13 protein-coding genes are annotated in these 12,846 nt (G+C 61.9%); 4 read left to right on the top strand and 9 right to left on the bottom strand.

The window, feature by feature from the left end:
* The first annotated feature begins 73 nt into the window (after positions 1-73).
* Complete coding sequence (locus HNP33_RS11105) at positions 74-568, top strand: DUF2721 domain-containing protein (RefSeq protein ID WP_184708449.1); 495 nt, start codon at positions 74-76, stop codon at positions 566-568.
* A gap of 153 nt (positions 569-721) precedes the next feature.
* Here the strand turns inward: HNP33_RS11105 and HNP33_RS11100 are convergent, their stop codons facing one another.
* The 4 genes from HNP33_RS11100 to HNP33_RS11085 all read right to left on the bottom strand — a co-directional run bounded on the left by HNP33_RS11100 (position 722) and on the right by HNP33_RS11085 (position 5,508).
* Positions 722-2,098 carry a hypothetical protein gene (locus tag HNP33_RS11100; protein ID WP_184708451.1) on the bottom strand — a complete coding sequence of 459 codons (1,377 nt, stop codon included), beginning with the start codon at positions 2,096-2,098 and terminating at the stop codon, positions 722-724.
* A complete protein-coding gene (locus HNP33_RS11095) occupies positions 2,095-3,108 on the bottom strand; it encodes an ABC transporter ATP-binding protein (RefSeq protein WP_184708453.1) in 1,014 nt (337 codons plus the stop codon). Before HNP33_RS11095 ends, HNP33_RS11100 begins: the two co-directional genes overlap by 4 nt.
* Positions 3,109-3,202: 94 nt before the next feature.
* On the bottom strand, positions 3,203-4,399 hold the full coding sequence (locus HNP33_RS11090; protein ID WP_221452054.1) for a M28 family peptidase: 1,197 nt from the start codon (positions 4,397-4,399) through the stop codon (positions 3,203-3,205).
* Positions 4,400-4,608: 209 nt separating this feature from the next.
* Entirely contained in the window at positions 4,609-5,508 is a 900-nt protein-coding gene (locus tag HNP33_RS11085) for an HTH-type transcriptional regulator ArgP (protein WP_184708455.1), read from the bottom strand.
* A gap of 71 nt (positions 5,509-5,579) precedes the next feature.
* On the opposite strand from HNP33_RS11085, the gene HNP33_RS11080 reads away from it, so the two are divergent.
* On the top strand, positions 5,580-6,251 hold the full coding sequence (locus HNP33_RS11080) for a LysE/ArgO family amino acid transporter (protein ID WP_184708457.1): 672 nt from the start codon (positions 5,580-5,582) through the stop codon (positions 6,249-6,251).
* A 119-nt stretch (positions 6,252-6,370) separates the two neighbouring features.
* Here the strand turns inward: HNP33_RS11080 and HNP33_RS11075 are convergent, their stop codons facing one another.
* The gene (locus HNP33_RS11075; protein ID WP_184708459.1) at positions 6,371-7,438 is read right to left on the bottom strand and encodes a pirin family protein; all 1,068 of its coding nucleotides are present in this window, start codon (positions 7,436-7,438) and stop codon (positions 6,371-6,373) included.
* Positions 7,439-7,660: 222 nt separating this feature from the next.
* The gene (locus HNP33_RS11070) at positions 7,661-8,131 is read right to left on the bottom strand and encodes an Lrp/AsnC family transcriptional regulator (protein WP_221452053.1); all 471 of its coding nucleotides are present in this window, start codon (positions 8,129-8,131) and stop codon (positions 7,661-7,663) included.
* A 99-nt stretch (positions 8,132-8,230) separates the two neighbouring features.
* Between HNP33_RS11070 and HNP33_RS11065 the strand changes: the two genes are divergently transcribed.
* Complete coding sequence (locus tag HNP33_RS11065; protein ID WP_184708463.1) at positions 8,231-9,148, top strand: EamA family transporter; 918 nt, start codon at positions 8,231-8,233, stop codon at positions 9,146-9,148.
* Between the two features lie 81 nt (positions 9,149-9,229).
* Here the strand turns inward: HNP33_RS11065 and HNP33_RS11060 are convergent, their stop codons facing one another.
* Both HNP33_RS11060 and HNP33_RS11055 read right to left on the bottom strand, forming a co-directional pair.
* Positions 9,230-10,531, bottom strand: coding sequence for a UDP-N-acetylglucosamine 1-carboxyvinyltransferase (locus tag HNP33_RS11060; protein WP_184708465.1), 1,302 nt, complete (start codon positions 10,529-10,531; stop codon positions 9,230-9,232).
* A gap of 205 nt (positions 10,532-10,736) precedes the next feature.
* Complete coding sequence (locus HNP33_RS11055; protein ID WP_184708467.1) at positions 10,737-11,525, bottom strand: MetQ/NlpA family ABC transporter substrate-binding protein; 789 nt, start codon at positions 11,523-11,525, stop codon at positions 10,737-10,739.
* Positions 11,526-11,723: 198 nt separating this feature from the next.
* Here HNP33_RS11055 and HNP33_RS11050 point away from each other — a divergent pair, with 198 nt between their 5' ends.
* A complete protein-coding gene (locus HNP33_RS11050; RefSeq protein WP_184708470.1) occupies positions 11,724-11,990 on the top strand; it encodes a DUF3820 family protein in 267 nt (88 codons plus the stop codon).
* Between the two features lie 132 nt (positions 11,991-12,122).
* On the opposite strand, the gene HNP33_RS11045 is transcribed toward HNP33_RS11050, so the two are convergent.
* Positions 12,123-12,578, bottom strand: a complete 456-nt coding sequence (locus HNP33_RS11045; protein ID WP_325064931.1) for an ABC transporter substrate-binding protein — start codon at positions 12,576-12,578, stop codon at positions 12,123-12,125.
* Between the last annotated feature and the right edge of the window lie 268 nt (positions 12,579-12,846).

The raw sequence follows: 12,846 nt of genomic DNA, 5'->3' as shown, positions 1-12,846 counted from the left end.
GCTGAGACAGGTATTGCCTTCGTCTTTAAAATCATTTGGCAATACTGGTTTTCCCTTAGTTTTTATCGCAACCATGGCCATCGACGTCAGCAATATCACCCACAGCATCCAGCTCGCTGTGGCCCCTGTTTTCTTTTTGACCGGCGTGGCCGGGATGATTGGCGCTGTGGCCGGGCGACTGGCGCGCATCATTGACCGAGGCCGTGTGCTGGAAGACCGCATGAGCGCTTCCAAGGATGCGGATTACATCCAGCGCTCCATGCTGGAGCTGGGTTTTCTGCGCCGTCGCGGGCGTCTGGCCAATGTCTGCATCGGGCTGCTGACAGGGTGCGGCGCGCTGATTGCGCTGACCATCATCCTGCTGTTCATCGGCCAGACGGCGGCAGCAGAAATCGACGCACGGGCGTGGTCGATGGCGGCCATGATCAGCTTTGGCCTTGGGGTGGTGAGTTTTGTGTCGGCGCTGTGCTGCTTCATGATCGAGACCATGATGGCAACCCGACTGCTGAATTTTCATCCGCTGCGGCAGGCGGCCAAAGCCGCCGAGGGCCAGTCTTCGGCATTCTGAGATGGTCGTATATATGCTATTGAACAAGTAGCATTGAATGTCACCGAGAAAAAGCTGAAGGCCGCTTTATTCATCAAGCAGCCGATACGGCGGATTGGAGGGTGGTCAACTACGGGCCATGCCAGCACCATGCGATACGGTAGCCCGGTGCGCTTATCCGCCAGACATCCGCTGTGGCCACTGCGTGCCTTGCGCAGCAGGCGCCATCTGCGCAAAACGCCATAACACTGCAGCGGCTACTGCCGCCAGCTGCACCAGCATACCGGCCCATGCCAGCCAGCCCAGGCTTGGTGCGTTCGTCATGGCATGGTGCAGCGGGCGGCCGAAGGCTCCATACAGGGGCTCGAACAGCGGGGCAAGGCCTGTGGACCAGAAGATGGCGGGCAGAATACCCCCCAGCACGAGCAAAACCAGCATCGTCATGCCTAGCGGAGAACGGTAGCTGTTGCGCAGCGCAAAGAACAGATGGATGCCGCAGTCGCGCAGCACGTGCAGCAACACCATCAGCACAAAGGGGCCGAGGCGGTCGCGTGCCGCCAGCGGGTCTGCATTCCACAGAATATAGGCGGGCAGCAGCACCGCAAACGCCATGAACCAGCTGACAGGCCACAGCGGCAGGCTTTGCCAGACGCGCCGCCACTGGCCATGGCGTGCGCTGTAGAGCACATTGCGCCAGCGCTGGGCGGTCTGGCTGTCCATGGCCGCGGCATAGTAGGTGGCGAGCACCAGCAAAGCAATGGCGCCCAGCACGCGGGCCGTATTGTCGGGCACCAGGCCCAGCAGCAGCATGCAGGCGGCGGCATTGCCCAGCGCCCAGGCCCAGGGCGTGGTGGGCACCGACAGCTGCATGGCCATGGCGCGCCACAGTGCCAGCAGGCCCAGCAGCAAGGAGAGCGCTGCCAGAAACAGCGCCAGGCGCGGGGCTGCCATGGGCACACCCCACCAGCGCACCATTTCGCGGGTTCCGAGCAGAGAATCGAGCCCGACAACCAGGCCGCCAACCATTTGCACCAGGAAGAACACAATGACTACCAGCCCCCAGGTGCTGCGGTTGCCTGCGGGTTTGGCAGGGTCCAGGCCATAGAGCCGGCTCGCCATCAGCCCGCAGTGCAGCGCACCAATGCCCAGCACGCACAGCAGTATGGTCTGCAAGGTGTAGCTGGTGCGCCCCAGCAGCACGCCGCTTGCAAGGGCTACCCCCGCACACAGCAATGCGCCGTACCAGGCGTAGCTCGGGCCGCCAAGCAACTTGCCCCATGCCATGCGCCAGGGATCCATGGCGCTCATGCGCTGCTGATCCCAGGTGCGTTCGTTCACTTCGTCATTGATGCTGGAGAGGGCCGTGAATGTGCCTACACAGGCAGCGAGCAGGCCCATGACGGCCAGTGCGCCCCGGTGCAAGTACAGCACTGGCTCGTGCTGCTCGATCATGAAGACGCAGACGGCCATCAGCAGCAGAATGGCGGGCATCAGCACCAGACGCGAGGGGGTGAGTTCCAGCGTGAGCTGGCGGCGCAGTTCCGGGTTCATTCCAGCTCCTTGGCAAAAAGATCGGCGGGAACGCCGGGCACGTCGGCCATAGGCCTGTGCCGGGAACTGGCCTGCAGGCTTTGCTGGTACCGTTCCTGCAGGCTGGTGCGGGCCTGGTGGTAACTCAGCACCTGGGCACCATGGGTCACCAGCTGTTGCAGCAACTGCACGCGCTCCGCATTGTTGGCGGAGGGCAAGGCAATCCAGAGCGTATGGCTGGCCTCGGTGGCAGTGCGTACATCCAGCAGGCGATAGCCGGCCAATGCGGCAGAGCCCGCGGCCAGCGGTGCCGCCAGCTCCACCTGCATGACCAGCTCGCCAGGCTGCGCCGCACTGCTGCCGCCAGTGTGCGGCGCAGCGTTCAATGCCTCATGGCTGGTGATGCGGCCCTCCCGGATCGACAGGATGTGCGTGCAGTATTCGTCCAGCTCGCTCAGGATATGGCTGGAGACGATCAGGGTCATGCCCTGGGCATGCAATTGGCGAAAAAGGGCGGAGAGGCTGCCGCGCGCCTCTGGATCAAGCCCGCTGGCAGGTTCGTCAAGCAGCAGTACCTGCGGCTGGTGAATGATGGCCTGGCCGATGGCCACCCGCTGGCGCTGGCCGCGCGAGAGGTTGCGCGCCGCATTGCCGAGCTTGTCGGTCAGCGCCAGTTGCTGGGCCACCGCGTGCACGCGCTGTGCGGCGGCCTGGCGGCTCAGGCCCTGGCTTTCTGCCGCGTATTGCAGGCACTGGGCGACGGACAAGGCTTCGTACAGACCAAAAAAATCGGACAGATAGCCCATGTGCTGATGGGCGCGGCGGGGGTTTTCCTGCACATCCACGCCTGCAACATGCACGCTGCCGGCAAGCGGTGATTCCAGCCCTGCCATGCAGCGCAGCAGGGTGGATTTGCCCGCGCCATTGGGGCCGACGAGCGCCGTGACCGTACCTGCGGCAATCCGCAGGTTGATGCCATGCAGAGCCCGGTGGCCGGGGTAGTCAACGATCAGGTTCTGTACCTCAATCATGGTGCGTGCTTTGGAAAAATACTTTAACTATCAAATTGATAGCAAATGGCGCAATACGAGTATGCGCTCAAAGACGATTTTCTATGAATATAGTTCAGCGCGATGGTTGGCTGGCCAGGGGCACAACGCCATGGCCGGGGTCCAGAGGCTCGGCCAGCGCCACGGCCAGCACGGCGTTCACCGACTGCGCCATGCGGCGGTAATCCAGCTTGTCCCAGGTGTCGCTGCTGCGATGGTAATGCGGATTGCGCATGAAGGAGGTGTCCGTCACCATCAGCGCGGGGTAGCCAAAGCGCCAGTAGTTCTGGTGGTCGGAATAATCGATGCCGCGCAGCGATGCGGGAGCGCTGAGTGCGCGCACCGATAATGGCGCGGTGCCGGCCGCATCGATCTGCGCGCCGCCCAGCATCTGGGCATAGGTTTCGCGCGTTGCTGCAAAGTGGCTTAACTGCCCGATCAGCGCCAGGAAGTTGCCAGCGCTGGGGTAGATCGCCGCCATGCCAGGCACTGGGTAGTGCTGGCTTGCAGGTTTGTCGTCAAAGTAGCCGATCATTTCCAGCGAGAGCATTATGCGCAACGGCTGGCGGGCCTCGGCCAGTGTTGCTGCATGCTGGTAGCTGCCCATCTGCGGGGTGCGGAACTGGGGTGGTTCCTCCAGCGTATAAGCAACCAGCTCCACGGGCTGCCTGGGTGGGTGGGCAACCAACAGGCGGGCGAGCTCCAGCAATCCGGCAACGCCGCTTGCATTGTCGTCCGCGCCAGGCGTGTGGCTGCGGGCGTCTGGTGTGGATCCGGCAGCCACACCGTTGGTGCGCGCTGTGTCGTAATGGGCGCCAATCACGAGGAGCGGCGCATCGCCTCCTGCCTCGCTTTTTTTGGGGCCCAGGCGCACAACGATGTTGTGGTAGGGCGTTTGCCCATCCGCCCGCACCGGCTGGCGAGTAGGCGCGGCGCCCAGGGCTTGCAGCTGGGCGTGAATGTAGTTGGCCGCCAGATCCAGCTGTGCGGGCTGGTCAAAGCTGCGGCCGGGAAAGTTCTCGCTCAGCGCCCTGACATGGGCTTGCAGGCGTTCCACCGAGGCGCCACCTGCGCCGCGCAACGGTTGCGCAGCTGCTGGCAGCGCGCTGGCTGTCACACCGGGGTAGGTCAGCTGCCACCACGCTGCGGCACCTGCAAGTGCCAGCAGCGCCAAGGCAATCCATACAACCCGCAATAAACGCATAAGCCAGTTGCGCTTGCGGCGGGGCAGCACTGCCAGGGACAGAGGCGTGAAATCGGTGGATAAGGCCATGGTATGCAGTGTGATGCAGGGGCTGTTGGGGACATGCCATCCGTGGATGGACGGCATCCTTTTTCCGCTCAGTCTGGCGCCCTTCAGGGAGATGGACGTTTTTATCTCCGCCATGATAGGAGCCCTCGCTGCGGTTTACCAGCGCTTTGCGCTGAACGGTTAGGTGCAATGCGGCGTAGTTGCTACAGTTTCGATACTGCGCGTGCGGTTCAAGCGGGAGTCAACACTTCTGCCGCTGCCCGCATGACGCAATCGGTCAGCCGCGCAAGGCTGGTTTGTGCGCTGCGCGGCAACGCCCAGAACAGGGGGACATCCAGCGGTGTGCCTGCAATCAAGGGCACGAGGCGGCCGCGCGCCAACTGCTCGTCAATCAGTACCTCGGGATGCATGCCCCAACCCATGCCAATCTCACAGGCGCGCACGTAGCCATAGTTGGACGGCAGAAAATGCCGCGGCCCGCTGTTGCGCGAGGCCAGGCCGTTGGCCTGCATCCACTGATCCTGCAGGCGATCCTTGCGGTCGAACGTCATGATCGGAGCCCGGGCCAGGGCCTCTGCGCTCACCCCTTCAGCAAAGTAGCGTGCCACGAAAGAGGGGCTGGCGGCGGCAACATAGCGCATGGTTCCCAGCGGCCAGCTGTTGCAGCCGGGGATCTGGCTGCTGGCGCCGGTGACCGCGCCAATCACCGCGCCTTCGCGCAGGGCCTGTGCCGTGTGATCCTGGTCGTCGATGCGCAGGTCGAGCAGTTCGTCGCCACCTGCGGTGAACTCGGCCATCGCGTCCATGAACCAGGTCGAGAGTGAATCCGCGTTCACCGCCAGCTTGAGCGTTGGCGCTACCGGCGCTTGCGGCAGCAGGTCGGGGTTGCTGCGGCGCAGCTCATTTTCCAGCAGTGCCACCTGCTCCAGGTGCAGACACAGGCGCCGACCCGCCTCGGTGCCGGTGCAGGGGTTGCCGCGCTGCACCAGCACCTGTCCGGTGCGCTCTTCGAGTTGCTTGACACGCTGCGACACCGCCGATGGCGTGACATGCAGCTTCTTGGCGGCGCGCTCAAAGCTGCCTTCTCGCACCACGGCGGCAAGAGCAGCCAGTCCCAGGTAGTCCAGCATTTAGCATTGCTTCATATGATTCAGGTTATTTAATTTTACTTAATTATTGGGGCAGCGCACAATCACCGCCTATGTGGACTACAACTATGACTTCTACCTGGCTGGCGGGCTTTACTGTCTGCATGTCACTCATCGTGTCGATCGGCGCGCAGAACCTGTACATATTGCGGCAGGCCGTCAATGGGCAACATATCCGTGCCTGTGTGGCCTGGTGCGTGTTTGCCGATGCCCTGCTGATCGGTATCGGGGTTGCGGGCATGGCGCAGGTGTTGGGCGATTCGCCCACGCTGGCCTATTACCTCACGCTGGGGGGCGCCATCTTTTTGCTTGCCTATGGCCTGATGGCGCTGTGGCGCATGGCAACGGCGCCCGATGCTTCGCTGGGCGCCAATGGCGATGGTGGCGCTGCAGAGAAGACCACGGCCGCCGCCCGCCGCAGCTTGTGGAGCGTGCTGGGTGCACTCGTGGTGATCACCTTGTTCAACCCCCATGTATATCTGGACACGGTGGTGCTGGTCGGCTCCATTGGCGCGCGCCAGGATGGGATGCTCAAATGGGTGTTCGTGCTAGGCGCAGCCTGTGCCAGTCTCACCTGGTTTGTTACCCTGGCGCATGCTGGCAAACGCATGCAGAAGCTGTTTGCCAATCCGCTCTCGTGGCGCATCCTCGATGGCCTGACCGGCGTGATGATGCTGACCCTGGCTTGGTGGGTGTACGGTGGGCTGGACCAAATCGCTCCATAGGTGGTGGTATTGATGGGAGTCAATTTCGACTCGGAATTGGTGCCATGCACTGACTAATACGAAAAGAACCCGCTACTGGCGGGTTCTGCTTTTGCGGCATTTCTTCGAGAAGCGGCAGATCAGACCTGCGGCGTTTCCACCCGGCCGTCGGGGTGCTGGGCAAAGCGGCCCCTGGTGCCATGGGTATGGGCATGGCTGGGCCACGGCCAGCCACCAAACTGGGTGCGCTGAAAATCATGCACGGCTTGAACCACCTCCTGCTGGGTGTTCATCACAATCGGGCCGTGAGATGCCACCGGCTCACCAATGGGCTTGCCTTGCAGCATCAGCACTTCGATCGCCTCATTGCCGTCATTGCGCAGCGGCGCAGGGTGATCGGGCTGCACTTCCACCATCACCGGCTGGTGAAAGCGCTGGCCGTCCACCGTCAGGGTAGAGCCTGTGGTCAGATAGAGCGCACGGCGTGCGTGGCGGCTGGCGGCGGGCAGCACCAGGGTGGCACCGGGCTCCAGGCGGATGATCCAGATCGCCACATCGGCATCCGGCTCACTGGCCCAGGAATGGGTGGGAGGCGTCAGTGCCCTGGTCGGCTTCGGGCTACCGCCTCCGCCTGCATGGACGGGGGTGTAATCGCCCGCGATCACTTCCACCTCGCTTTGGCGGCCCTGGGCATCGGATTGCCGTACATGCGGAATGTCATGCGCCCAGAACATCGTGAAATCGGGCGGCGCCATCTTGTTTTTGGCAGGCAGGTTCAGCCAGATCTGGAACAGGTCGAGCGTGTTGTCCCTGTCCTCGTGCACCAGGGGAAACATCTCGCCATGTTGAACGCCGGAGCCGGTGGTGAGCCACTGCACATCACCTTCGCCATAGCGGGCCGTGGCGCCTAGGGAGTCTGCGTGGTCCACCAGGCCCTTGCGCACGATGGTGACGGTTTCGAACCCCCGGTGCGGGTGCGCGGGAAAGCCTGGCACCTGCTCGCCGTGGTACATGCTGAAGCCGTCCTTGCCGCTGAAATCCATGCCAATCTCGCGGCCTTGCAACAGCTCTTGCTGCGGACCCAACTGGCCATTGCCTGCGGGGTAGCGGTCCTGGTGGTACATGCCGAAGATGAATGGGTCAATGCCCGGCAGGCGCTGGTCCAGGGCCTGGGCGCTGAGGATGATGGTGGGTTGGTTGTCTTGCATGGTGCGTCCTCAAGAAGAGAGCGCAGGAGGCTCCTGCCCGCCTGCTGCATATGACAAGTAGATGGTGGTAACCGGGCCAAATGCAATGCTTGGCAAGGCTGGGTGAAAGCTGCCAAATGGTTTGTGAGCAGGCAGCAGATGAAGGTGTGTCGCGCACCTTGAAAATCAAAGACGCTCGCTTATTGATAGCAAAACAGGGTGCCCTGTACAGGCAATGCTCATTCAGCCGGGCAATGGCATCTGCAGGCTGCGCTTCAAGGTGGCCAGGGCGATGGATGTCGTAAAGCGCTGGATGTTCTGGTCGCCGCCGAACAGCCGCTGGGTGATGGCCTGGTATTCCTGCATGTCGCCAGCGGTAACCACCAGCAGGTAATCCGTATGCCCCGTGGTGCTGTAGCACTGCTGCACGGCAGGCTCGGCCGCCACGCGGGCACGAAATCCGGCGGTCAATGCATCGAGCTCGTTGACCAGTTGCACCTCGATCAGAATCGTCAGGGGCCTGCCCACGGCTTCGGGGTTGAGCTGTGCGGTATTGGCTGCGATCACACCACTGTCCTGCAGCCGCCGGATGCGCCGTTGCACAGCGGCAGGCGACAGATGCACCCGCTCGGCGATTTCGCGCTGCGGGGTGAGGTTGTTCTTTTGCAGAATGGCCAGAATGGCCCAGTCAAAGGAGTCGAGATCGGCTTTCATCGGCGAGGCGCGCATTGCAGCGGCAGACAGAGCGGAAGTTGCATGTTGCAGTGCAATTTTGCGCAATTTACTTGGCAGCTTCGCAATATTATCTCGTCCATGCAAAATTCCTTGGGGCAGCGCGTGCTGCCATCGGTTGCGGTATTGGCATCGGTCTCATCCCTGTGCCTGGGCACCAGCTTTGCCAAACATTTGTTCCCTGTCGTGGGTGCGCAGGGCACTACGGCGCTGCGGGTGGGCTTTTCGGCACTGCTGTTGCTGGCCATCTGGCGCCCATGGCGGTTTGGGCCAAGCCGTGCCAATCTGAGGCAGATTGCCATCTTCGGCGCGGTGCTGGGTTTGATGAATCTGCTGTTCTATATGGCGATCAAGCGCCTGCCGTTTGGGGTGACCGTGGCGATTGAGTTCATCGGGCCGCTGTCCGTGGCCGTGCTTACATCGCGGCGCTGGCTGGATTTTGTCTGGCTCGGGCTGGCGGCCACGGGCCTGTTCATGCTGCTGATCCTGCCGATGCTCGGTGTGCAGGTGGGGCATCTCGATCCGCTGGGCCTGCTGTATGCCAGCATTGCCGCCGCTTGCTGGGCCGGCTACATCGTGCTGGGCAAGCGCGCTGGCCACATGCATGGCGGCATGGTGGTGTCGCTGGGGTTGTTGGCTGCAGCGTTCGTGGTGGTGCCGTTTGGCATTGCCGAGGCGGGCGCCAAGCTATTGAGCCCTTCTATCCTGCTGTATGGGCTGGCGGTGGCTGCCGTCTCGAGTGCGATCCCGTATTCGCTGGAGATGTTTGCCTTGAAGCGGCTGTCGCCCGGCACATTCTCGACCATGCTGGCAACCGAGCCTGCCATTGCGGCGATTGCCGGTACGCTGGTGCTCGCAGAGCATCTGAGCCTGGTGCAATGGTCGGCCATCGGCACCATCATGGTGGCGGCCATGGGCAGCGCACTCACATCCAGGCCTGCGCCTGCGGTAGCGCCCGCACCGCAGAAAGCTGCAGGAGATGCCCAGGCCTTGGTCTGACGGTGTTTCGACGGAATTTTGGGTATAAAAAAGCGCTTGCCGTAGATGCGGTAAGCGCTTTTTGCTATCTAAAGTGTAGCTTTAGTTTTCGCCAGCCCATTCCACCTTGGCGCCCAGGCTCTGCAGGTTTTCAACAAAGCGGGGATGCGCGCGCTTGATGGGGGCGGCGTTGCGGATCTCGGAGCGGCCGGGAATGCTGGCTGCCACCATGAACAAGGCGATGGCCACGCGGATGATGTAGGGGCTCTCGACCACGGCAGGGCTCAGCGGATTGCCGCCCAGCGTCACGATACGGTGCGGGTCGGACGAGAAGACGTGGGCGCCGAACTTGGACAGCTCGCCTGTCCAGCCCAGTGCGCCGTCGTACACCTTGTTCCAGAACATGGCATTGCCTTCGGCGCGCACGCCCAGGGCGATGAAGATCGGCAGCAGGTCAACCGGGAAGTAGGGCCAGGGAGCCGCCTCGACCTTGGTGAGCACATTGCGGGTGAAGGGCGTTTCGACTTTCAGCGGGCCGGTGCGGATGGCGCGCGACCAGCCGTCCTTGTGTTCGATCTGCACGCCGAACTTGGCAAAGGTGCGGTCGATCAGCGGGAAATTGTCAGGCGTGCGGTTGCGCACCTGCACGTCGCCTCCGGTGATGGCACCCAGCGCCAGGAAGGTGGTGATTTCGTGAAAATCTTCCTCGAAGTGGAAATCTCCACCCCCCAGCTTTTGCACGCCATGCACCGTCAGGCGCGAGGTGCCGATGCCTTCGATCTGCGCGCCCAGCATGGTCATGAAGCGGCAGAATTCCTGCACATGCGGCTCGCAGGCGGCATTGGTCAGCACCGAAGTGCCCTGGGCCGTGGCAGCGCACAGCACAAAATTCTCGGTGGTGGTGACGGAGGCGTAGTCCAGCCAGTGCTGGGTGGCGTGCAGCTTCTCGTCGGCACGCACGATCAGCGATCCTTCGCCATGCTCCACACGTCCGCCAAAACGGCGGAAGACTTCGATATGCGGGTCGATCTCGCGTACGCCCAGGGTGCAGCCCTTGACGTTGTCCTCCAGCCGCGCCACGCCAAAACGCGCCAGCAACGGTGGCACCAGCATGATGGACGAGCGCATTTCTTCAGGCAGATGGTGTTTGCAGGCGTCGAAATGCGTATCACGGTGGTGCAGTTTCAGCTCGCCCGTCTGGTAGTTCATCTCGACGTTGGAGCCCAGCTTCTCGAAGATATCGAGAATCTTGCGTACATCGGTGATGTCGGGCACGCCATGCAGGGCCAGCGGCTCGCTGGTCAGCAAGGTGGCGCATAGCACGGGCAGCACGGCGTTTTTGTTGGACGAGGGAATGATGCGGCCCTGCAAGGGTGTGCCGCCGTGCACGATGAGTTTGGACATACAGAGGGAGAAATCGCGGAATCGGGCTGCAACGGGACTATCGCCCTTTGCAGACCTGCATGTTACAGGAGCCACTAAGACAAAAGGCACTCTCAATGAGTGCCTTTTGTAATCAGCGGTCAATGCAAGCATTGTTAACGCCTGCTAAATCCTTGTCAGAGACATTGGTTTGCCGCTGCAGGCGCGGTGTCCATCCACCATCTGCTCAGTTGGCGGGAACGACGGCGCCCTTGTACTTGTCCAGGATGAATTTCTTGACCTCTTCGCTGTGCAGGGCGCGGGTCAGCTTGGCAATGGCTTCGTCATTGGCACGATCGGCACGGGCAGCCACGATGTTGGTGTAGGGCGAGTCCGAGCTTTCAATGAACAGCGCGTCCTTGGTGGGGTTCAGCTTGGCCTCAATGGCGTAGTTGGTGTTGATCAGGGCCACATCCACATCCGCCAGTGCGCGTGGCAACAGGGGGGCTTCGAGTTCCTTGAACTTCAGCTTCTTGGGGTTCTTGGCGATGTCCAGCGGGGTCGAGGTCAGCTTGGTGGCGTCCTTGAGCTCGATCAGGCCATGCTTTTGCAGCAGCAGCAGCGCGCGACCACCATTGGAGGGATCATTGGGGATGGCAATGGTTGCGCCGTCCTTCAAGTCCTTGATATTCTTGATTTTGCTGGAGTACGCGCCGAAGGGCTCCACATGCACCTTGCCATTGGGAACGGCCACGATGCTGCTCTTGCGGTCCTTGTTGTAGCTGTCGAGGTAAGGCTGGTGCTGGAAAAAGTTGGCATCGAGCTGCTTGTCTTCAACGGCCGCATTGGGCTGCACGTAATCGCTGAACTCCTTGACCTGCAGATCCACACCCTCGGCCTTGAGCTTGGGTTTGACGAAGTTCAGGATTTCGGCATGCGGCACGGGCGTCGCAGCCACTTTCAGAACCACATCGGCAGCGTGGGCGGACACGGCCAGAGCCGCAATGGCGAGAACAGAAAGCGTTTTTTTGAACATGGTGTTTTGCATTAGTAAAAAGACCAGCCCCGGCAGCACATGGAATCTTTCTTGATGGGACTGAACCAAGATGGGTGCCAAGTCTAGCGCCAAAAAATATTCTTTCTAAAGAATATAAAGAGATTTGGTTATAAAGATTATTGTCTTTATATGAGATCGACGCAGTTCTGTGGGCGCTGTTCCGCTATGCTTGCGCTCATGACTCCTGCCAATGCCACCGGCCTCGATCCTGCGCAGTTGCTGCGCTTGCTGACGACCACCATGCCTTTTGGCAAGTACCAGGGCCGTGCGATTGCTGATCTGCCGGGCAACTATCTGAACTGGTTTGCCCGCGAAGGCTTTCCCAAGGGCGATCTGGGCAGGCTGCTGGCGCTGATGCACGAAATCGACCACAACGGCCTGGGCGAGCTGCTGCGGCCCTTGCGTGCCGCGCTGGCCGAGCAATCACCGGAGCCAAAGCGCTGAGCGGTTGCGGGCAGCGCCATTGGATTGGATGCGCTGCCGGGCTGCGGGCCTTTTTATCGCTCAACAACACAAAAGCCCGCAATGCGGGCTTTTGTGCGTGAGCCACCAGGCGGTACAGCCTGAGCGGGTTTCTTACTTGGCGGCAGAGCGCGCGGCTTCTGCCTTGGCCTTGGCTTCATCGGCCTTCTTCTGCAGCGCGGCCGCTTCGGCCTCTGCCTTCTTGGCTTCGGCTTCCTTGGCGGCAGCTTCTTCCTTGGCCTTGTCGCCACCCATGGCACCGGCCATGGCGCTGCCAGCCATGGTGCCTGCAACGGCACCCACGGCTGCTGCGCCCATGGTGCCCATCATGCTGGGGCGGGCTGCAGCGGCAGGGGCCGCTGGTGTGGCCGCTGCTGCCGAATTGGTAGCGGCTGGCGTTTGTGCAGCAGGTGCAGGCGCTGCTTTGGTTGCTGTATTTGCGGCTGGCGTGGCAGCAGGCGCGGGCGCTGCTTTTTGCGTAGCCGCAGGGCGCGATTTGAAACCGCCACCCATGCGCTTGGCGTGGGCCAGCCCTGGCAGCACCAGGCCAGCAACGGTCAGGGCAACCACGGAGGCGGATGTACGAAACGAAGGATTCACAAGTGTTCCATTCAAGAAAAACAGCCAAAGGCGGGCGACAGTCTGCGACTGCAGTGTCGTGCCGACCCTGGAGAGATAAGGTCAACCACTGCGGATATCAAGCTGCGCGTTGCAAGCAGAAACAGTGGCCAGGGGGCTGCGCTTTGGTTATTCGTTCTGGGTGGCGCAAGCTGAAGTTGATTGTAGGCCATGCTGGCGCATGACCTGAAGCGCGTCTGCCGTTCTTGGTGCAAACGCG

The organism is Comamonas odontotermitis (assembly GCF_014207855.1).
In the GTDB taxonomy this organism is placed as follows: Bacteria; Pseudomonadota; Gammaproteobacteria; order Burkholderiales; family Burkholderiaceae_C; genus Comamonas; species Comamonas odontotermitis_A.
Note: the sequence above shows the minus strand (reverse complement) of the source record. Positions and strands in the feature narration are given on the sequence as shown.